The sequence below is a fragment of the Brevibacillus schisleri genome, from assembly GCF_055685845.1.
This window is the reverse complement of sequence record NZ_JBVNDM010000001.1, coordinates 5,909,990-5,931,278: the sequence shown is the minus strand read 5'-3', so window position 1 is coordinate 5,931,278 and position 21,289 is coordinate 5,909,990. Positions and strand designations below refer to the sequence as shown.

The 21,289-nt window shown below is 45.4% G+C and carries 17 protein-coding genes and 1 other RNA gene; 11 read left to right on the top strand and 7 right to left on the bottom strand.

The features are described from left to right. Positions 1–73 precede the first annotated feature (73 nt). From ACUUHJ_RS28070 to ACUUHJ_RS28060, 3 genes are all read right to left on the bottom strand, one after another. Positions 74–838: an ABC transporter permease gene (locus tag ACUUHJ_RS28070; protein ID WP_472300610.1), complete on the bottom strand. Its 765-nt coding sequence runs from the start codon at positions 836–838 to the stop codon at positions 74–76. Next, positions 835–1,587 (bottom strand): ABC transporter ATP-binding protein, encoded by a 753-nt coding sequence (locus ACUUHJ_RS28065; RefSeq protein WP_472300608.1) that lies wholly within the window; start codon positions 1,585–1,587, stop codon positions 835–837. Before ACUUHJ_RS28065 ends, ACUUHJ_RS28070 begins: the two co-directional genes overlap by 4 nt. An 82-nt stretch (positions 1,588–1,669) precedes the next feature. Further along, on the bottom strand, positions 1,670–2,065 hold the full coding sequence (locus ACUUHJ_RS28060) for a YqzM family protein (RefSeq protein ID WP_026134028.1): 396 nt from the start codon (positions 2,063–2,065) through the stop codon (positions 1,670–1,672). 281 nt (positions 2,066–2,346) lie between these two features. Between ACUUHJ_RS28060 and secG the strand changes: the two genes are divergently transcribed. The 5 genes from secG (at position 2,347) to ACUUHJ_RS28035 (ending at position 7,211) form a co-directional block, all read left to right on the top strand. After that, positions 2,347–2,589, top strand: a complete 243-nt coding sequence (secG, locus tag ACUUHJ_RS28055; RefSeq protein WP_007728789.1) for a preprotein translocase subunit SecG — start codon at positions 2,347–2,349, stop codon at positions 2,587–2,589. Positions 2,590–2,731: 142 nt separating this feature from the next. Next, positions 2,732–5,254: a ribonuclease R gene (gene rnr / locus ACUUHJ_RS28050; protein ID WP_289674802.1), complete on the top strand. Its 2,523-nt coding sequence runs from the start codon at positions 2,732–2,734 to the stop codon at positions 5,252–5,254. 148 nt (positions 5,255–5,402) lie between these two features. Further along, positions 5,403–5,876, top strand: a complete 474-nt coding sequence (gene smpB, locus ACUUHJ_RS28045) for an SsrA-binding protein SmpB (protein WP_016740379.1) — start codon at positions 5,403–5,405, stop codon at positions 5,874–5,876. A gap of 157 nt (positions 5,877–6,033) precedes the next feature. Next, positions 6,034–6,389, top strand: a transfer-messenger RNA (tmRNA) gene (ssrA, locus tag ACUUHJ_RS28040). A 177-nt stretch (positions 6,390–6,566) separates the two neighbouring features. Next, positions 6,567–7,211, top strand: coding sequence for a hypothetical protein (locus tag ACUUHJ_RS28035; protein WP_472300607.1), 645 nt, complete (start codon positions 6,567–6,569; stop codon positions 7,209–7,211). 147 nt (positions 7,212–7,358) lie between these two features. Here ACUUHJ_RS28035 and ACUUHJ_RS28030 read toward each other — a convergent pair whose 3' ends face one another. The 3 genes from ACUUHJ_RS28030 to ACUUHJ_RS28020 form a co-directional block, all read right to left on the bottom strand. After that, positions 7,359–7,982, bottom strand: a complete 624-nt coding sequence (locus ACUUHJ_RS28030) for a DUF2306 domain-containing protein (RefSeq protein WP_472300606.1) — start codon at positions 7,980–7,982, stop codon at positions 7,359–7,361. Further along, entirely contained in the window at positions 7,979–8,335 is a 357-nt protein-coding gene (locus ACUUHJ_RS28025; RefSeq protein WP_472301251.1) for a DUF6220 domain-containing protein, read from the bottom strand. The genes ACUUHJ_RS28030 and ACUUHJ_RS28025 overlap by 4 nt, the downstream gene beginning before the upstream one ends. 225 nt (positions 8,336–8,560) lie before the next feature. Continuing rightward, positions 8,561–10,039 carry a hypothetical protein gene (locus tag ACUUHJ_RS28020; protein ID WP_472300605.1) on the bottom strand — a complete coding sequence of 493 codons (1,479 nt, stop codon included), beginning with the start codon at positions 10,037–10,039 and terminating at the stop codon, positions 8,561–8,563. 694 nt (positions 10,040–10,733) lie between these two features. On the opposite strand from ACUUHJ_RS28020, the gene brnQ reads away from it, so the two are divergent. From brnQ to ACUUHJ_RS27995, 5 genes are all read left to right on the top strand, one after another. Beyond that, complete coding sequence (gene brnQ / locus ACUUHJ_RS28015; protein ID WP_289674779.1) at positions 10,734–12,080, top strand: branched-chain amino acid transport system II carrier protein; 1,347 nt, start codon at positions 10,734–10,736, stop codon at positions 12,078–12,080. A gap of 203 nt (positions 12,081–12,283) precedes the next feature. Further along, the gene (locus ACUUHJ_RS28010) at positions 12,284–12,931 is read left to right on the top strand and encodes a 2OG-Fe(II) oxygenase (RefSeq protein WP_015893438.1); all 648 of its coding nucleotides are present in this window, start codon (positions 12,284–12,286) and stop codon (positions 12,929–12,931) included. Positions 12,932–13,097: 166 nt separating this feature from the next. Continuing rightward, on the top strand, positions 13,098–14,690 hold the full coding sequence (locus ACUUHJ_RS28005; RefSeq protein ID WP_472300604.1) for a sensor domain-containing diguanylate cyclase: 1,593 nt from the start codon (positions 13,098–13,100) through the stop codon (positions 14,688–14,690). A 205-nt stretch (positions 14,691–14,895) separates the two neighbouring features. Then, on the top strand, positions 14,896–17,217 hold the full coding sequence (locus ACUUHJ_RS28000) for a S9 family peptidase (RefSeq protein ID WP_472300603.1): 2,322 nt from the start codon (positions 14,896–14,898) through the stop codon (positions 17,215–17,217). Between the two features lie 173 nt (positions 17,218–17,390). Then, a protein-coding gene (locus ACUUHJ_RS27995) for an IS1182 family transposase (protein ID WP_472301250.1) occupies positions 17,391–18,721 on the top strand; the annotation gives its coding sequence in 2 pieces (ribosomal slippage) (positions 17,391–17,931 and positions 17,931–18,721; 1,332 coding nt in all). 118 nt (positions 18,722–18,839) lie between these two features. On the opposite strand, the gene ACUUHJ_RS27990 is transcribed toward ACUUHJ_RS27995, so the two are convergent. Continuing rightward, complete coding sequence (locus tag ACUUHJ_RS27990) at positions 18,840–19,913, bottom strand: RDD family protein (RefSeq protein ID WP_472300602.1); 1,074 nt, start codon at positions 19,911–19,913, stop codon at positions 18,840–18,842. 139 nt (positions 19,914–20,052) lie between these two features. Here ACUUHJ_RS27990 and ACUUHJ_RS27985 point away from each other — a divergent pair, with 139 nt between their 5' ends. After that, complete coding sequence (locus tag ACUUHJ_RS27985; RefSeq protein WP_289674775.1) at positions 20,053–21,171, top strand: hypothetical protein; 1,119 nt, start codon at positions 20,053–20,055, stop codon at positions 21,169–21,171. Positions 21,172–21,289 lie beyond the last annotated feature (118 nt).

Here is a 21,289-nt window from a genome sequence, read left to right as displayed (position 1 = left end):
TTGACGACTCAGGGTGCATTTCATTACAAAAACAAAAAAACTGCCGGAAGCAAAGGTCCGACAGTGTGTGTATTTAAGAGTGGAGCATGGAATCCCGCGTAAACCAGAGCTGATAGCTGAGCATGCTGATCAGAACCGCCGAAATGGCAGCAGAGGAGCTGAAGCTGAGCATAATGAGGATTTGGTAGCGCACGGCCTCGATGGGACTGGCACCCGCGACAATCATGCCGGTCATCATCCCTGGCAATTGGACGAGTCCGATTGTTTTCATCGTGTCAAAGGTAGGGATCATGCTCGCTTTGACAGCGCGCTTCAACACCACATGCACGGCTTGGCGAGTAGTGGCTCCCAGACAAAGCAGTGTTTCAATTTCCCCACGAGAGGCTTCTACTTCTCTGTTCATATGCGTGAGAAAAAGGCTCGTGACGATCATAGAGCTGCCTATAATCATGCCGCTCATCGGAATGAGGTACTGCGGCGTAGGAGAGACAAGCCCGAGTACAACCAATAGTCCCATCGTGATGATTTCTGTTATCGCAAGTGAAAGGGAGATCCGCCAAAAGATCCCCGATAATTGCTTCGCTCTGCTGGCAGCGTTCCACGAAGCGACCAAGATCATCATGAGAATGATCAATAATATAAACCAGACACTGTCGGCAGCAAAGACAAAATGTAAGACGTAGCCGATCACAAGCAATTGAACAGTAGAGCGGATGGTGCCAATTAAAATGTCTTTTTCCAAACCGAGCTTCTGCCAAACAGAGAGCAGGAGGGCAATGAAAACAAAGACATAGGCAAAGAGTAGCCACATGTATGAACCCGTAAACGTATGTGTCATCGCTGCACCTCACTCAGGGCAGCATGGACATTTCCATCCTGTAAAAATTCACGAGCTTCCACGGATTGGGGCGAGTGGAAAAACGCTTCACATTCCGTGTCCTCTGCGAGCTGGTGGTTGGCCATAAACCAAATGCGCTTGCAAGCGACTCGTGCTTCTTCTAAATCATGCGTGACCCAAATTAGGGTCGTGCCCGTTTGGTGGTGCAAATCGACGAGGAGCCGCTCAGCTGCCTGCTTGCTTTTCGTATCGAGTGAAGCGGTGACCTCATCTAGCAGTAGGACAGATGGCTGAAGCATCAGGCTGCGAACGAGAGCGAGCCGTTGCTTTTCGCCGCCGGACAGTTGAGTGGCTGGTTTTGACCAATCGATTTCTTCCATAAATAACTGCTCCATCAAGTCGGAGGCGAGCTTCATATCAAAAGGACGCTGAAGCAGGGTACTTACTGTCCGCAGGTTATCTTCCACGCTGCCTGGCAGCATAACAGCCTGCTGTGCCACATAGCTGATTTTCATTCGCCAAGCTCTCGGGTCCCACAGTGACATTTCTTTCTTTTCCAAGAAAACCGTACCGGCATCAGGTTGCAGAAGACGACCTAAAATACGAAGCAAGGTGCTCTTTCCCTGGCCTGATCTTCCCAGAATTCCAATAATCGTAGGCTCTATAATGCTAGTGTTTACGTCACGGAACAACCATGTACTCGTAGAGGAGTGGATTTGTTTCCCCAAAGCTTCAATCTGGATGGTCATATATAAAAGCCTCCCCATTTACGCGGAAAACACCGAAGAGGACAAGTCTTCGGTGTTTCTTTCTTACAGGCTATCTATGTACTTATTTCTTCTCCGACAGCCACTGTGAAACCGCTTGAATTTCTGGTTGTTTCTTTAGCATTCCAGGGGGCATGCCGCCTTTACCTTCTTTGATGATTTTAGCAATGTCGTCAGCGCTGAGCGTCGCTCCAATTTTTGTCAGGTTTGGACCTGCAATGCCTTCGAGATTTTGACCATGACAGGAAGAGCAATTTTGTTTAAATACAGCAGCAGCGTCAATTTGTGCAGTTGGTGCGCCGCCACCATTTGCTTCTTCGCCATGTTTTGGTGGGAAAATAATTGATCCTACGAGTGCAATGAGAAAAACAAGAAACAAGATACCAAACGAAGTAAAAAAGGCCTTCGCGGAATCAATTACATCGTTTTGATTCATGTCTTTTTTGTTGGACCCAGCCATCTGACAAAGACCTCCCAAAGCGAATTATAAAGTTTCATTGTAATTTTACGGCAAAAGTTTGACAATATCAAGGCGACTACCCAACAAGACAAAGAAAGTACACAATTTGCCATTTTTTCGTAAAAACACGTTGCTCTTAGTCTACCTTATAACGGTCAATATTATTTGAGAGAATTTCTCTTATAATGGAAGGGTTAGCGGGTTGCTGTTACCAGACAAGTGTGATAAAGTTGTTGTATTGGTTTTTTCCGCCTTGGAAATACGTTTTGAGGTGAATGAAAATGGCATTGGCTGCGAAAATTTTACTTGTGATCGCAAGTATTGGCTTAATTATCGTCGTGTTGCTGCAATCGGGAAAAAGTGCCGGCCTTTCCGGAGCGATTGGTGGCGGCGCAGAGCAACTGATGGGCAAACAAAAAGCCCGCGGGATTGACGCACTTTTAGGGAAACTGACCGTTGTATTTGCGGTTGGCTTCATGATTTTTGCGATTTTGCTCGGGTATTTCTTGAAATCAGGAGCGTAATAGACGAACGGCCGGAAGACAGCGAGTGCAACTTGCTGTCTTTTTCTCTATTCCGATTGCGATATGCGGGAACGGTGAATACTACATAATAGGATGGTCATAGAGAAACGCGGGAATGCCACGCGAAAAAGGAGGTTTGTGAATGGAAGATCAAGAAAAAATACTCGCGTTTATGCGAGAGCAAGCATACCACCCGATGACGGTGAGGGAACTGGAAGAAGCGTTTGGAATCAAGGATTCTGCTAAGTTCAAGGAGCTTGTGAAAACACTGAATGCACTGGAAGCGAGCGGAGAGGTGATCCGCACCAGGGCGAATCGGTATGGTGTGCCTGAAAAAATGAATCTGGTACGTGGACGTTTGCAAAGTCATCCGAAGGGCTTCGGATTTGTGATCCCGGAGACACCTGACTCGGATGACGTATATGTACATGCGAATGATATGAATGGGGCGCTCCATGGCGATACGGTTTTTGTCCGCGTGGAAAAAGAAGCGGGCGGCAATCGTCTGGAAGGGCAGATCATCCGCATTGTCGAGCGCGGAATCAAGCAGGTCGTAGGGACATTTAAGGACGAGAGGCATTACGCGTTTGTGATCCCCGACGAAAAGCGAATCGGCAAAGATATTTTCATCCCGAAAGACTCCTTCAATGGAGCAGTAGATGGTCACAAGGTAGTCGTGAACATCGTTCGTTACCCAGAGGGGCGAGTGAATCCTGAGGGTGAGGTCGTCGAGATTCTCGGCCATAAGAACGATCCGGGCGTCGATATCCTGTCGATCATCCGCAAGTTCAACTTGCCAGAAGCATTTCCGGAGGACGTGTTAGCAGAGGCTGAGGCAGCGCCAGATGAGATTTCCGAGGAGGAAATCAGTGGTCGTCGTGACTTGCGTGAGCGGATGATGGTTACGATCGACGGTGCGGATGCCAAAGACTTGGACGATGCCGTTTCCCTGGAGAGGCTGCCAAACGGAAACCTAAGACTCGGTGTGCATATCGCCGACGTCAGCTACTATGTTCGTGAAAAGTCTCAGCTGGACAATGAGGCGTATCGTCGCGGTACCAGTGTCTACTTAGTTGACCGCGTGATCCCGATGCTGCCACATCGCTTGTCCAACGGCATATGCAGTCTCAATCCGCAGGTAGATCGATTGACGATTTCCTGCGATATGGAGATGGATGCGGGCGGAAACACCGTCAAGTACGACATCTTTTTGAGCGTGATTCGTACAGATGAGCGCATGACGTATGCAGATGTACGCAGCATTTTGGAAGACAAGGACGAAGCCCTGACCGAGAAGTACAGCAGACTCGTCCCAATGTTTGAGGATATGAAAGAGCTGGCCTTGAAGCTGCGTAAAAAACGGATGCAGCGTGGCGCTATTGACTTCGACTTCCGCGAAGCGAAAATTTACGTCGATGAAGAGGGAACCCCTACAGAAATCGGCTTCCGTACGAGATCGATTGCGGAGCAGATCATCGAGGAGTTCATGCTCGCTGCCAACGAAACAGTGGCGGAGCATTTCCACTGGATGAAGCAGCCGTTCATGTACCGGATTCACGAAGACCCGAACGCTGAAAAGCTCATGGCCTTCATGGAGTTCATCACGAATTTTGGCTACTCGATCCGCGGGAAGGGCAATTCTGTTCATCCACGTGCGTTGCAGCAGTTGCTGGAAGAGGTAAAAGGAACGCCGGAAGAAATCATTATCAGCACCGTTATGCTGCGTTCGATGAAGCAAGCGCGCTACGACGCGGAAAGTCTGGGGCATTATGGCTTGTCTACGGAGTTTTATACCCATTTTACTTCACCGATTCGCCGCTATCCCGACTTAATCGTCCACCGCCGCATTCGCGAATGGATCGAGCTGGGGAATCAAATCTCAGAAAAACGTCTGGGGTACTGGGCAGAGCAAATGCCAGTAATCGCGGAGCATGCGTCACAGCGTGAACGGTTGGCTGTCGATGCCGAGCGTGAAACAGACGATCTGAAAAAAGCGGAGTTCATGCTGGAGCGAGTGGGAGAAGAATTCGAGGGCGTCATCTCCAGTGTCACTTCGTTTGGGATTTTCGTCGAGCTTCCTAATACCATTGAGGGCTTGGTGCACGTCAGCTTTTTGACCGACGACTACTATCATTACCATGAGAAAATGTTTGCATTGGTCGGTGAGCGTACAGGCAAACAGTATCGGATCGGGGATGTCGTCGAGGTACGTGTAGCGAATGTCAACGTGGATGAACGCACCATCGACTTCGAAATCGTCGGGATGCCGAAGGCTGGCTTCCGTGGCAGCCGAGAGCGTACGCCTCGCGTAATAGATGGTCGCGGTGGGGATCGTAAGCCGACACGTGGCAAGCAACAAGATCGTTCACGTACAGGCCGTCCAGATCGTCCAGATCGCCCAGGCAGACCAGATCGACAGAAGGACAAAAAGCATCCGGCGGAAATCCGTCAGAAATACAAGGATCGTCGCAAAGCGGAAGGGAACAAACCGCCTCGTCGCGCTGGATCGGGCAAAGCATCGAATGGTGAAGAGGTGCTGCCAATTGGTGCAGGAGAAGGAGATACCCCAACGAAACGCCAGAAGGGATTCTGGGAGGATCTCGTCAAGTCCAAGAAAAAGAACCGCAAAAATGTAGCCAGTCAGGCGAAACGGAAACGCCGTTAAACAGTTGTTTAAACCCCGAAAAGCACGCGGAACGATCCGTCTCCCTTTTCGGGGTTTGTATATTACCGGGTAAATGACTTGCCACAGTGGGCAAAATTTGCTAGACTAACTGGTACGAAACGCAGTACGTACAAGTGAGGTGATCTCCATGTCAAAAGATAAGGCCGGAACCAAAACAATCGCCCAAAACCGAAAAGCGCGCCACGATTACCACATCGAGCAAGTATACGAGGCAGGCATTGAGCTGACCGGTACGGAGATCAAGTCCGTGCGTGCGGCACGTGTCCAGCTCAAAGACAGCTTCGCTCGTGTACAGAATGGCGAATTGCTTCTGTACAATGTGCACATCAGTCCTTACGAGCAGGGAAATCGCTTTAACCATGAGCCAGAGCGGACTCGCAAGCTGCTGATGCGTCGCTTGGAAATCCTCAAGCTCAACGGCCTGATTCGCGAAAGAGGGTACTCGCTGGTCCCGCTCAGCATTTATTTGAAGGGCGGCTGGGCCAAGGTCGAGCTCGCACTTGTCAAAGGGAAAAAGAACTACGACAAGCGTGAAGACCTCAAGAAAAAAGAGTCTGCGCGTGATATCGAGCGTGCTCTGCGCGAACGCCAAAAAGGCTGATTGGATTGCACTGGCAGGCTTGGCAGCAATCAACGTTGAGTTTTGGGTGTTGCCTATGCTATATTTAATAAGCAACAACAAGCCAATACACTATTAGTACAATACAGTCTAGGTGCGGATTTAATGGCTCTTCACTTAGACTTTTTCTTACCTACCTGGGGGCGTTCTGGATTCGACGGGGATGGTAGAGCATGAGAAGCGAGCCGGGGGGCTGCGGACCTCGTCAACAACGCGGAACGCCATTAACTGGCAACAAACAACTTTCTCTCGCTGCTTAATAACCAGTGAGGCGCTACCATTCCATCGCCCATGTGGCATGACTAGCGCTCAACTTTAGTGGGATACGCCGGAGGCTTCCGCCTGGAGCCGAAGGAAGAAGATCAATCAGGCTAGGTAACGGGTCAGCGCGTCACTCCGCGAATCCGGTACCGAAATGTAAATGAGTGACTGCGCTCGGAGATGCTCATGTATCGCTGTTTTCGGACGGGGGTTCGAATCCCCCCGCCTCCACCAAATACATAAAGTGAAGCCACCTGATGAGGGTGGTTTTTTGTGTTTATGGGGGAAATCCCGCTATGCATTGCGGCTTTGGAAGAGCGCCCCATAAAATCCTTAACCTACTTTTTGGATGCAGGCTCTTTCTCTTATGCTAAACTAAAAGAACACTCCCAAAAGCAAAGGAGCACCACCATGTCGTCCACTCTACGAAACCTACTAACCATGCTCCTCCTCGGAGCCGCAGGTGGCTTAACGATCTTCTTCCTAGACATAGAACCTACCCCAATCGTATGGATCACCTTTTTCATAATCGCGTTCGTCCTTCTCATCGGCAAAGACCTGTACATTTTTAAATTCAGCACCAACATGAATACAGTTGAACGCTACGTCAAACATTCAAAACAACCTTACTATCGTTTCTCGTACGCCTATCTACACGACAACGAAACGGAAGCCGAGAAGGAATTAGCGAAAATCACATCCGATAAGCTTCGCGCTTACATCACCGTAGTGGTAGAACTCCATCGCGGCAACTACGATTTAGTAGAAGAAGCACTCGGCAAGATTGGTTCAATCGAGCATCGACACTATTACTCCGCACATTTAGCACTACTAAAAAACAACCAAGATGCCTACAGCCAACACCGATCCGCGATCAAAAGCTGTATCTACCAGTTGTTACTCAATGCTGAAGTGGCCTATCATCAAGGAAACATGGCAGAAGCAGAACAATACGGTCAACGAGCCATTGCAGAATCCAAGGGCGTACAAAAGTATTTGCTGATCAAGACACTGGAAAAAAGCAAACGTAGTCAGTATCGAAACTCGTATTTTTAGGTGACTTTCCTAATTCGATTTCTGATTCCTGGAGGGAAAGCCGTGTCTGACGAATACCGATCTACAAGAAGGACTGTCCCGATTCAACGATCGAGATAGTCCTTCTTTGCGCTACCACCACAGCTTATGTGGCGTGACGAAGCGAACCTATTTCTTCAATATCACCCACTCGACAATAACAAAATTAAGAATGAGACCCGCCCAAATGTTTACATTTAATACCTCTCCAATAACGGTTTCCATACCATGCGGAAGAGAAAAACCGTGTAAAATAAAGTACAGAAGGAGTAATACTGGCACCAACAGACGCGCGCTTACGGCAACTAATGTCATTCCAAAACTGCGGATCATCCATTTTCGGTGTTCCTCATATTGCCTGTTGATGGCGGTACGGTACCCTTTCCAGCAAGTGAATAGCCAAGCCAAGGATAAGATCAGGAAGCTTGTTGCCTTCATGAGATTTTCTGCATAAAAGATACTCGCTAAAGAGAGTAGTCCACTGATCAACACACTGTACACATAAACCCTTCCAAGAAAACGATGTATCCTTGGATTCTTCAGGCGAATTCGATCGACAAACTGGAAAAAACCAGCGAGAAGAGCAATAAACGCAGACACGATATGAGCGACTAATAAAGGATATTGAAGAGAACCGGAAGTAATCGTTATGCGACTGTTTGCAGGATCGAATGTCAAATAGGGAGCCATAAATGGAACGATAACCACTAGAGATACAAGAAACAGCCACCACCAACTTTTAGGGAGTTTCATGCCTTCTTCCCCCCTAAATGATGAGCATGTTTTACGGTGGTAAGAGATCCCCAGAAGAGAAACAAGGCAATGACCGGGTGCAGTGCAGAGAGGATTCCTAAGTGAGAGGGATAAATAGCGGTAAGGAACTGCGCAACGATCATGAGGTACAATCCGAGACAAATCCACCGAAGATGTACGGGCAGCTTTCCAAGGAAAGAGAGAACCAACATGCCGACAGGAAGCAGTGCAAAATATTGAGCCAAGGTTCTATGCATTCCCCAATGTTCCCCTCTGAAGAATATCCCAAGACCTGCCAGTGATACCTGAATAATAATGAAAGCAAAAAACACCCATGCGAGAACAAGAAACATGTACCTCACTATTTTCATACGAGGAGGGGGAAGGGGAATCTTATCATTCATCTCAAGCATGCCAAAACCGCTCCCATCTGAATAATTTGTCTTCCCCATCCTAAACGCAAGTTCAAAACAAACCCTAAACGATTTCTAAAAAAAGGATAAAATCTGAATGTATCCGTTACAAAAAAACAAAGACCAACATTGGAAATATGCCGGTCTTTGACCCATAGTCAGCTATTAATTGGGCTCTAACACAAAGGAATAGGGTTTGGAGAGAAGATTGTGCAAGTGGTCGCGTACTTCCACGTTAGGCAATCGGTTTAATGCTTCGCTAATTTCTCGTTTCATGTCCGCGTACTGGCTCTCATGCTGCTCTTCCGGACCCTCTTTTAGTTTCTCCTCGTGAATGACTCTAGCTAAACGATTTGCTATCTGAAATAGCTCTTGATTGGTCTCACCGTAACCAGGTTCATTCGCGTTTGCCAAATAACCGCGCATTTCTGCCAAGCGAGACAGGGTATCACGCCAGTTCCATACTTGAATATTCTTTTCCCTTGTTTGCGAGCATATCTCATCGAACGGATTTTTTGATAACAAATCCTCTAATGTCCCCCATGAATCTGGTCGCATAGATTCTTCGAGTTTTTGCAGACAGTACGCATCAGGGGAGAGTAACTCTACCACTTCACGAAACGCTGGAATCGAATTTCGTCGATAGCTTTTGATTCCCCACAAGCTATGTACCTGCAATGCCGTCGCAAATGCCTTGCAGTGAGTATCGAGCTCTTCTAATCGTTCCTCATCGAGCTTATGGCTAGCAAGAATCTTCGCTTTTACCTCATTATCAGGGATGTTTTCATTCGCTTCGCCTAATTGCATGTTTCTTTTGATGTAAGTGCGAACCGTGTCTTTTGGTATCGAATGATCCTCTTGCGCACCAAGAATTCCAAAGCGATAAGAGATAAAATCCTCGAAACCTTTACTGCTTCCGAATCCATCATCGATGGCATGCAAATCTGGTTGGACTTCCATCATTTCGGCGAGCACCTGCTCCTCAAGTCCGTAAATGCAAGCCTCGATATGTGTCCAGTAGCTTCTACATTCGTCTTCGCTCCCTAGTACACGTTGATAGACGTCATGGAAGAAGAGGATATGAGCAATTTCGTGGAAGTAATTTTGAAAAGGAAACTTGATGTGCGTTCCCTCCAAATACGATCCTGCATTTTGATAGATTCGTCCATGTTCGGGTCGGAATAACGTGGGTAGCGTCGAATGTAAATCTAAGTATAATCCAATGCCTTCATTGTAACTATGTGCCCAAACAGCTAAATAGGTTGGGCTTAACAACAAAGCGATGGAGTGATTGGTAATTTGAACAGGCAAGTTGAAATAGCCGCCGTTTATTTGAGGCTGTAAGCTCAACCAGGTCATCCCAACTGCTAGAGCCTGGTATAAAGGAAATTCACCATCCGCAGATGCTTCTCTACAATAACGTTGAAATTGAAGAATCGTGCTTACAATTTCATGGCTCTTAAAACCATAGCTACTCTCGAATCGCTCAAGTCCCTCAATGAAATCCTCTGGTGATACCGTTAAAAATACGTTAATTCCATCCACCCAAAGATCGGAACCGATCTCTGATTCTAGCCATGTGTCTGCATCCTCGGCAAGTTCTCTCAACTGATGGTATCTTTCCAACAAAACCGCTTGGTTCATAATCTGCACCGTCCCGTCATGTTTGCTTACTGCCTGGAAAGGGAGAACCTTATGTAAAAAATTCAAGAGCACACGAGGTGCTCTTGAACAATTGATTACATTTTACATACAAGTGTCATAATTGGATGGACAATCATTTTCATTTCTTGAACGTTTTGATTGTTAGAAACTTGTGCTTTCACTACCTTTTTCATGGGCAATCCCCTCCTTCCTGACTTTTATCATTTATGGAATCGTGTATGCTTTTTGACTCTCTTACAAGCAAACATCAACAACTACGCGCCATTTCAACGCTTTCATTTCTTGCACTTGTTTGTTCTTGTTTACTGCTACTTTTACGACCTTTTTCATGAGTGTACACCTCCTTTCTAGAAGAATGGAACTAATAGGTTTGAATGTAATTATAAGGAAAATTGCTAATTGATTTCAAGTTAAGAAAAATAAATATTTTCTGAAATATTTTTAAGTCCTTGATGCTTTGGTTTTTAGGGAAGGTACTTCCAGCTGCGATATGGGGGTATTTGTAGTAAACTGTATCAGGGATGTATTTGCGAGCGGTACTTTGAAGTATGATGTGTTTGAAAAGAATGTTTATTTGGAGTATAGTATCAGAATGAATAAATGAGGGTTGGGTAAGCAGTCATCTGAACGAACATTTATGATTGAGAGATAGAGAACAATTAGGAGGATTATTGTGTCACAGAAAGCGCCAGTTTCTTTTGTCGTTACGATCGGATTCATGTTATTTGCTTTGTTTTTTGGAGCGGGTAATTTAATTTTTCCGCCAATGCTTGGCCAATTAGCCGGAACAAATGTATGGATAGCCAATGCAGGTTTTTTGGTTACAGGGGTTGGGTTGCCTTTACTAGCGATCACAGCCTTTGTTTTTTCGGGAGCAGACGACTTGCGCTCCTTGGCCAGTCGCGTGCACCCCGTATTCGGAATGGTATTCACGATTGTTTTGTATCTGGCAATCGGTCCGTTTTTTGCGATACCTAGATCCGGCAATGTATCGTTTGATATTGGGGTAAAGCCTTTTCTATCAGAACAGGCAGGTCCCGCACCCTTAATTCTGTTTACCATCCTGTTTTTTGCCATTGCGTGCTTCTTATCGCTCAATCCTATGAAAATTATCCATGTAGTCGGAAAAATCTTAACTCCGATTAAATTGACATTTATCGGAATTATTGCATTAACGGCTATTATCTACCCAATTGGAGCCCTTCAAGCCCCGCAAGCAGATTACACGTCCCATGTATTTTTCAAGGGCTTTCAAGAAGGGTATTTGACATTGGATGCGCTTGTAGCTTTTGTTTTTGGAATGATTATTGTGAATGCGATTAAGGAAAAAGGGGTTACTGCCAAAAAACGAGTTTTGGCTACGTGCGCAAAAGCAACAATGATAGCCGGTTTACTCCTCGCACTTTTTTATACCGCACTTTCCTTTATGGGTGCCTCTAGTGTAGAAAAGTTGGGCTACTTAGAAAATGGCGCTCAGGTTTTGGCGAAAGTCTCCAATTACTACTTTGGTTCTTACGGTGCCATTTTATTGGGATTAATGATTACAGTGGCGTGTTTGACGACAAGTGTAGGGCTTATTACAGCTTGCTCTACTTTTTTTCATTCGTTGTTTCCAAAGATCTCTTACAAAAAATTTGCGGTTATTTTGTCTGTTTTCAGTACACTCGTTGCTAATATTGGATTAACGCAACTCATTAAGGTCTCCGTTCCGGTCTTAATGACCATGTACCCGATTGCGATCTCGTTACTCTTCTTGACGTTTCTGCACAAAGCATTCAATGGCAGACCAGAAGTGTATCAAGGAAGTTTGTTTTTCACTTTTCTGATTAGTCTGTTTGATGGCTTAAAGGCTGCTGGAGTCGAAAATAGTTTTGTCTATCATTATTTTTCTCAGTACCTGCCACTGTATGACGTTGGTTTGGGCTGGCTGTTGCCTTCTATTATAGGTGGGGTATGCGGATACATGATCAGTGTATTCCGGAAGAATATGTACCACGTTCAAAAACAAAAGGAAGCATGAAAATAACCTTTCATATAGACACATGTCACTTAGAAGATGCTTTCAATAGGGCAAACCCGTCTCTTCACATATAGGAGACGGGTTTTGTTTATGATGAGGGTGTTAAAAAAAATTGATTTTTCTAAAGTTTACTGATTGGTATTTACCCATTTTATGGTATTCTGTTTTTTGCGACGGATGTCATATATGTGGGGTGCATAGCGATGATAGGGCACACGACTGGGAAAGAACGGACGATATTTGATCAGACTGGAAATAGGATCAAGACAGAAGATCGAGAGATTCGAATTCTTGCCAAGTATGAGGAACCGCTGGTTGTCGTGTTAGGAAATGTGCTTAGCGATAGCGAATGCGATGAGCTAATTGAACATTCCAGAGAACGATTGCAACGCTCAAAAATAGGCGAAGATCGTTCAGTCAATTCTATTCGAACGAGCAGCGGGGTGTTCTGCGAGCAGACGGAGACAATTACAAGGATCGAGAAGCGAATCTCTCAAATCATGAACATTCCGATTGAGCATGGAGATGGCTTACAAGTTCTACGATATACTCCTGGCCAAGAATATAAACCTCATTATGATTTCTTTGCAGAAACGAGTCGCGCAAGTACGAACAATCGCATTAGTACGCTCGTGATGTATTTGAATGATGTGGAACAAGGCGGAGAAACGGTGTTTCCTTTGCTTCATTTATCTGTTTTTCCCACTAAAGGCATGGCTGTCTACTTTGAATATTTTTATAGAAATCAAGAAGTAAACGAGTTCACATTGCATGCAGGTGCACAAGTGATCCATGGAGAAAAGTGGGTTGCAACGATGTGGATGAGAAGACAAAGCTTTCGGGTCTCCTAGATGATATATACGGAAACTACCACCTGACAAAGGTGGCCTTTTTATGTCCCCAAGCCAAGGTCGGCTACTTGAACTTTCTTGTATACTTGAAATGAATATTATCGAGTGTTAGACTATTTTTTATTTATGGCATAATAGCTATATGCCAAATACAAGGGGGCATCCAATGCCTGTCTTACCAAAAAGAGCAAGCCGCCCGAAAAGGATTAGCTTGGTGACACTTTTAACAGGACTAGTCTCTTTATCCGTTATCCTGACTGTCACCATCCTACTTTTCTCATTCTATCAATCCAAAAAACAGGCACTAATTAACACGACGCTGACCTTAAATCACACGAGTGCAATCAAAATGAGTCATACCCTAGACGCCTTGATTAAATCCATGCGCAGTAGCTTACAGTATTCGGCGAGCATCTTTTCCAATCGGAACGAGATGACTGCGGATGAGGTATATTCCAAGCTTGAGTTGATCCGTCGTACAAACAACTATTTTAATTCGGTCACCGTGGTAGATGAAACGGGACGTGTTCAAAGTGTGTCTCCTGGATCTATTGGTACAGTAGGAAACTATGTTAAAACGGAAACGGCGAAAATGGCATTAGCTTTAAAAAAGCCATACATTTCCAAACCTTACGTAACATCACGTACGAAGCGACTCATTGTATTGATGAGCGAACCCATATTTGATAAAGACGGGATTTACCGGGGGGTTATCGGGGGAACGATTTATCTTCATGAAGATAACATTTTGAATACGATCTTTGGAAGTAATCCAACAGATGAACTAGGTTCCTCTTTTTACATCGTAGGTTCTGATGGTCATTTGTTGTTCCACCGTGATTCAACCCGGATCGGAGAGGATATCAGTGCCAATCCAGCCGTACGCAAGCTGATCCAAGGGAAAAGTGGCTATGAACAGATGGTCAACTTGAGGGGAGAGACAGTATTAGCTGCGTACGTAAAGGTTCCAGAGAATGACTGGGGTGTCGTTGTCGTGTCCCCTATCAGTGTTGTTCAAGAACAAGTAAATTGTGATATTCAATCCGTTTTGTTGTATATGTTGCCTTCCTTTTTATTATTAATGCTGGTTGTGATCGGGCTTGCGCGCAAAATAGCCAAACCCTTCGTATCTTTGGCCAATCTTGTGAGTAAGGCCGGGAGACAAGAGGTGGAACTCTCTGAGGGTAGCCAGCATTGGAATCGAGAGGCTGAGCTGTTATCTCGTGCTATTCGCTTTGCCTTAACCAATATCAAAAAGAAGACGGAGCAATTGACCCACGATGCTCGAACAGATCCTTTGACAGGGCTAACGAACCGAAGAACACTCGAGGAAACCATGCAAAAATGGATGGCGGAACAAATCCCCTTTTCTATTATGATGATGGACCTTGATCGATTTAAAGCCATTAATGACACATATGGCCATCAGGCTGGAGATGAAGTGTTGAGGCATTTTGCGAAAATCATTTCTTCCTCCCTTCGGCCTGATGATGTCAGTTGTCGCTTTGGCGGTGAGGAATTTGTTGTCCTCGTTTCTCATGCTGGTTTGGAGGAGGCCTATCAGGTAGCCGAACGAATACGTCGTGCCTTGGAAACAGGGACAAACCCAATCGGGCAGCGACTAACCGTATCACAAGGCATTGCGCACTATCCTTCTCATGCTGTTTCTCCTGAAGGTCTGCTGCATGTAGTTGACGAGGCCATGTACAAGGCGAAGAGAGCGGGTAGGAACCAAACCATGATTGCGGAAGAGGAATAAAATCTATGTTAGGAGCGAAGAGGCGAGAGATCGCCTCTTTCTTCTTGGAAAAAATTCACGTGTCAGGTGCTAAAATAGTAAATTTGGAGATATATTATCGTGCTCTTTACGTATGTATGTAACAAATGGATAATTAAGGAAATTTGTCGTTCGAAAATGTGAAGCACATGATTCTTGTATCTCACTTTGAAAGAGGGGGATTGGCATGGAGAATGTTGTCACATGGGAACAGTATGAGAGAGCACAACGCTTGCATCCCGCCAATTATTACGATGCCATATTCAATGCTTTTATCAGGCCAAACTGGATCAGTGGGAATCAGTTCTGGTACATCCGTGAACTACGTCTGGAAAAGGGGACTGGCAGGCAATATGTGATCGTGGATGCTGAACAGAATACGAGTCAGCAAGCATTCGATCACGAACGCTTAGCTGTCTGTTTGTCAGGTAATGCAGGCAAAACGTATAGCGCAGAAACGTTGCCACTTGGGGAACTTAAGTTTACTGAGAGTGGATCGGCATTCCAGTTTGAGATGGACGGTACGGTTTGGAACTGTGATTTACAGGAATACAGCTGCAAGCCCATCGATCATTTTAAAAAGCCGACGATGGATGAATTGCCGTCTCCAGATGGAAAATGGGTGGCGTTCGTATATGATCACAACTTGTATGTTCGATCACTCGAAACCGGAAGGCGTATCAGGCTTACCTATGACGGCCAGGCTTACTATGATTACGGAACCCAACCTGAATGTAGGCTCTCGACCGTGGCGGAGCGATTGAATGGCAGTAAGCTTCCTCCAGTGGTGATTTGGTCACCCGATTCCAAGATGCTGCTGACCCATAGGCTTGACCAAAGAAAGGTGCGCGAGATGCATCTGATCCAATCCGTTCCAAAAGGGGAGGGGGTCAGACCGGTACTGCACTCGTACCGTTATCCACTAGTTGGCGATCAATACGTACCATTGGCAGAGCTGGTCATCTGTAACCTGGAAAGTCGAACCGTAGTCCGGATTGAAAGCGAGCCTTTACAGGCATGCCCGGTCTCACCCCTCACTCCGGGGATGCAAATGGCCGGATGGTCATCCGACAGCAAACAGATCTATATCACTCGAATGTCCCGTGATGCCCGTTCTGTCGATTTTTCCGTAGCGGATGCTTGCACTGGTGAGGTTTGCACGCTACTGCGGGAACAAAGCGATACGTTTTTGAACCAAGACCTGCATAATCTCGGAGCGTCTAATCCGAATATTCGATTATTGGCCGATGGCTCGTTCATCTGGCATTCAGAGCGTGATGGATGGAGCCACCTCTACCATTGCGATGGTAAAACGGGAGCGATTCGCAATCCGATCACATCGGGCCCCTGGACGGTACGTAGGCTGATGGCAGTGGACGAGCAGCAGGGATGGGTGTACATCACTGGAGGGGGGCTTGAGGAAGGACGCGATCCTTATTATCAACACCTGTATCGCGTTCGTCTGGATGGAACCGGTTTGTCGTTGCTAACACCTGAAGATGCAGAGCATGATATTGTGTTTTCTCCCACTATGAAGTATTTCGTCGATACGTTTTCGCGGGTTGATTTCCCGCCAGTAACTGTTCTCCGCTCGGTAGATGGCAGCCTCATTCGAAAATTGGAGTACGCTGATGTGGAAATGCTGCTCGAGATGGGGTACCAATTTCCAGAAAGGATTACCGTCAAAGCACGAGACGGCGTGACTGATCTTTATGGGGTGATGCTGCGTCCATTCCCGTTTGATTCTTCCCGCAAGTATCCGGTTGTCGATTACATTTACGGGGGACCACAGATCATCAACACACCGAAAGCTTTCGCACTCGATCCGGGCCGAAACCATGACCCGCTGGGTGGTGGACAGTCATTAGCGCAGCTGGGCTTTATCGTATTGATCCTGGATGGAATGGGAACACCTTATCGTTCGAAAGCGTTCCATGACGTCTCAGACAGAAAGTTGGAGGAAGCAGGAGGCTTGCTTGACCATGTGACAGCGGTAAGGCAATTGGCCGAGCGCCACCAGTATGTGGATGTTGACCGGGTAGGCATCTGGGGCTCGTCAGGGGGAGGCTACGCTTCGACAAGGGCCATTCTCTCATTTCCTGACTGTTACAAGGTTGCTGTTTCCGCGTGTGGGAATCATGATCAACGGCTGTATATAGCAGCATGGGCAGAACGCTACCAAGGATTGTATGATCCGGTCTTGTACAGAGATCAAGATAATGCTCGTCTGGCAGCGAATTTGAAAGGAAAGCTCTTGCTGGTGAGTGGCGATATGGATGATAATGTGCATCCTTCCCAAACGATTCGGATGGCGGATGCATTGGTTAAAGCGGATAAAGACTTTGATATGCTGATATTGCCCAACCGACATCACGGATTTTCTATGGAGCCTTATTTTATCCGCAGAAAATGGGATTATTTTATACGGCACTTGATGAGAGCAGAACCTCCATGGGGAAATCAAATAGCCAACAAAAAGGCCAGTGATAAAGAGCCGATAGAGAAGTAGTGCAAGAGGAAGAAGCCACCTGATGAAGGTGGCTTCAGGCTGTCGAGAAAGTCGACAGCCATTTTTATTTCACTTAGTTTTAATACGACACCGCGTTAATTTGTTATAATTCTTATAATTACATTTTATAGTAGGTGATAATTGTGCTTACCTCCAATGATAAAAATCCGCAAATGCATTACGAATTTGTGTGCCTTGATGAATTGGTCCCAGAAGACCATTTATTAAGAGTCATCCAGAAACATATAGATTTCTCCTTCATCCGGGAAAAAGTACGTCAATATTATTGCGAGGATAACGGTAGACCTTCCATTGATCCTATTGTTTTATTTAAAATGATTTTCATTGGATACCTTTACGGTATCCGCTCAGAGAGGCAGCTCGAAAAAGAAATCCAGACTAATATCGCCTATCGTTGGTTTCTTGGCCTTTCTTTAACAGATCGAGTTCCAGATCACACAACAATCAGTTGGAATCGTCGAACCCGTTTTAAAAATACAAATGTTTTTCAGGAGATTTTTGATGAAATTGTGCGCTTGGCGATTCAGCATCGAATGGTCGCTGGCCGTGTATTGATAAGTGATTCCACACATCTTAAAGCAAATGCGAATAAACGAAAATTTAAGAAGCATGTCATCGAGAAAACGAGTCGTGCCTATCTCAAAGATTTAGAGGTAGCAATTAATGAAGACCGTGAGGTACATGGAAAAAAGGATTGAAGCCTAGAGAGGGTGTGAAGGAAGAAAAGGAAATCAAGGTGAGTACCACTGATCCGGAAAGTGGCTACATGGTTCGAGACAGCAAGCCCGAAGGCTTTTTCTATCTCGATCACCGGACTGTCGATCATAAGTACAATATTATTACCGATGTCCATGTCACTGCTGGTAATGTCCATGATTCCGTTCCTTACATAGATAGGCTGAATCTCCAAATCGAGAAGTTTGGGTTTCAGGATACAATTGAAGCTATTGCATTAGATGCTGGTTATTTAACTACTCCAATCTGCAAGGCACTTCACGATATAAATGTATTTGCTGTCATCGGTCATCGTGCCTTTACACCTGTTAAAGGTCTTTTTGCTAAATGGCGCTTTAAATATGATCTGGAGTGCGATGTGTACACATGTCCTCAAAAACATACGCTTACTTATTCGACTACCGATCGAAACGGATACAGGATGTATAAGTCCAATAAAGAAATATGTAAAACTTGTCCAAGGCTTACTGAGTGTACCCGATCTAAAAATCACCAAAAGGTGATAAGCAGGCACGTTTGGGAAGAGAGTAAGGAATGGGTTCGACAGAACCGTTTAAGTAAATCGGGGAAATATTTATATAGATTAAGATACCAAACCATAGAGCGAAGCTTTGCAGATGCTAAAGAACTGCATGGGCTTCGCTATTGTAGGTTACGCGGACGCGAAAATGTCCAAGAGCAAGTATTGATGACAGCAACAGTACAAAACATTAAAAGGATAGCACTACACCTAGCGAAAGCAAGTTAGGTGCAGGCTATCCTTTTTTCAGCACTTCGTGCTGGAACAATACCAAAAGAAATCCCCCAAAAGGGGGTTTCTCTTCAGTCTGAAGCCACCTGATGAAGGTGGCTTCTGTGTTCTGTCACTATTTTACCTCGCGAAAACTTGCGCTGACCTTTTGCAGTTCTTGCTTGAGGGATGCAAATCTTTTTTCTTCTGTCCAAGCCATGATTTGATGAAAATGTGTAGGCGTTTCGACTAATGTCACAATATAAGCGACCTTAATGCCGTCTACTTCGCCTTTGGCATTGAATTGGATGGCCACCTGGTTGTCGACTACAGTACGAATCTGTTTATCAATGGATACATTATCTACTCCCTCTTGAAGGTTTGCTTCAATGACTTGGGCATATTCTTGAAGCGTCAATGAACTGTCTACATCCTGTTTCGATTCTGACAGTACCAATAAATACTTTTCGCGACTACGATTGGAGATTCCTATATCAAGTTCATCGTGAAGGGATGAATCCTTGCTCCAATCCGAAGGGGCCGATATTTGAAACTGTTTATCCTTGCTATAGAAAATTTCTTCGGTAGGCGTTCTTGATGCGATATCGATTATCCCAAAAATCATACCAATGATGGATAAAACGGCTACGATGGAAAAGACAATAGCGAGTACGGTTGTTTGCTTTTTGCTGACGTTGTTCAGATCCTTCACTTTCACGACGTATGTATTCGCTGCCAGGTCGCCTAACCGTTGCTTTTTGTCGGAAGCCAACACACTGATACCGGCTGGCAATCCGCCTAGAAGAAATACATTTGTTTCGAATAGACGAATGAGGGAACGGATAAATGATTTCCATAACCCCGGTGGTCGTCCTTCTGCATTAACAGCAATGATGCGGAACGTAAATTTTCCGATCGTATATCCGGTAAGTCCTTCTAACAGTACATAATAGGAACATAGGATAATTGCGGCTAAGATGAAGAAATAGAGACTGTAGACGTCTTTGGTGATGGAAACCCCAAACGAGAGAAAGCCGGTTAGAAAGCAAGCGAGAAGAATATAATCAAGAACATGGGCTCCCCATCTCATAAAAAAAATCATCGCCCTATCGTACGATTTCGATAAATCTCCCATGTTTTTGGGTGGTTCCTGCTGGGCAAGCGGAGAAAACTCTGTCGGTACCGATGATGATGGTGGTTGTTGCTCCAATTTTGTGCACCTCCTGAAGAAATGTAAACATATTACATTTAACCATTTTGAAAATTGTATTGTCAATTGTAGACGATTAGAATGGGAAAAGATAAGCAAGGCACGTAGCTATCCCATGCAGGGGAGAGGAGAAGAGCATATGGAAATCCACCAAATACCCGAGCAATTGCCATTGATCAAACATTCCAAAGACCTTTGGGGCTCTTTTGCATACAGCAAATGTAAGGATGCATACGGTTATGACAAAAACGGGCTGAAAAGATATGCGCTGATCGTTCAGCTTCAATACGATCAGACTGTCACAGAAGCAGACAAGGAGCTCCTGTACTATTTGATGAGCCAAGAGATTGAGATGCATAAGTTCCATCCGTATCAGGGATTACATGAATCGATGGACATCGTGGCTTACCTGTTGGCGAAGTATAAGGATGTTACCCATATCCCTCTGTTTGAGCAGGCAAAATTAAGCAATTTTGATACCTATTATGGTTTTGATACCGAGTATATCATTTCAGCGGGGATTGAAGAGGCGATCACGTATATTGAAGAGAACGATCTGTACCGAATCAGCTCTTTCTTTCAGAATAAGAAAGAGGAGCTGGCAACGATGTATTCGGCTGAACATATGGAGCGATGGTTTCAATCCAAGGCGAGGAATTACCCCGCCAATCCCGAGGATGAGTCCTTGATTACGTTAATGGACAGAGCATGTGATTTCGGTAACATGGCAGAAGCCAGAAAATTACTGGAGAAGCTAGAGGAGCAGCTCGGCTCTGACAAAAAGAACTATTCTCTGCTGTATCATCAGGCAAAACAATTGGAAGAGTACGACAAGGCACTTCACTACCTCACACTAGATCTCCCGGAGCAGGAAGATTCGTTTGACAAGGTATTCCTTTGGTTAAAAATCGCCGAAATCCATTTGCTCAAACAGGATTTGCTCCAGGCTTTTGCGAGCGTCAAGCAGTGCGAACCAGAGCTCAAACTCTTTTCTTCCTGGAGGAGTGCCGGTTTGGGCAGAAGCTTGAGCGAGACCTTGTTGGATATCAGCTGGAAGGCAAAGGATAGTAACGAGGTTTTGGCTAGAGAAGCGTACCACTGGGCTGATCAGATGTTGAAAGCGACAAACAACTACAGCAAGAACGTTTTGAGAAAGGCGCACCAGTGTGCCAAGGTGCTGCAACTCAAACAGGATAAAAGGCTGTACAGTAAAAAGGTTGCGATAGAAGCCAGACGAATCAACAGAATGCTTAGATGACTTTCATAAAAAAAATACCCACGCAGGAGCGACTTTGCTGTATCTTTAATCTGAGCAATATTTCCTATCATTATATGATCCCATTTTCCCCTGTTAGCCAACCTCAATACGCTTCCAG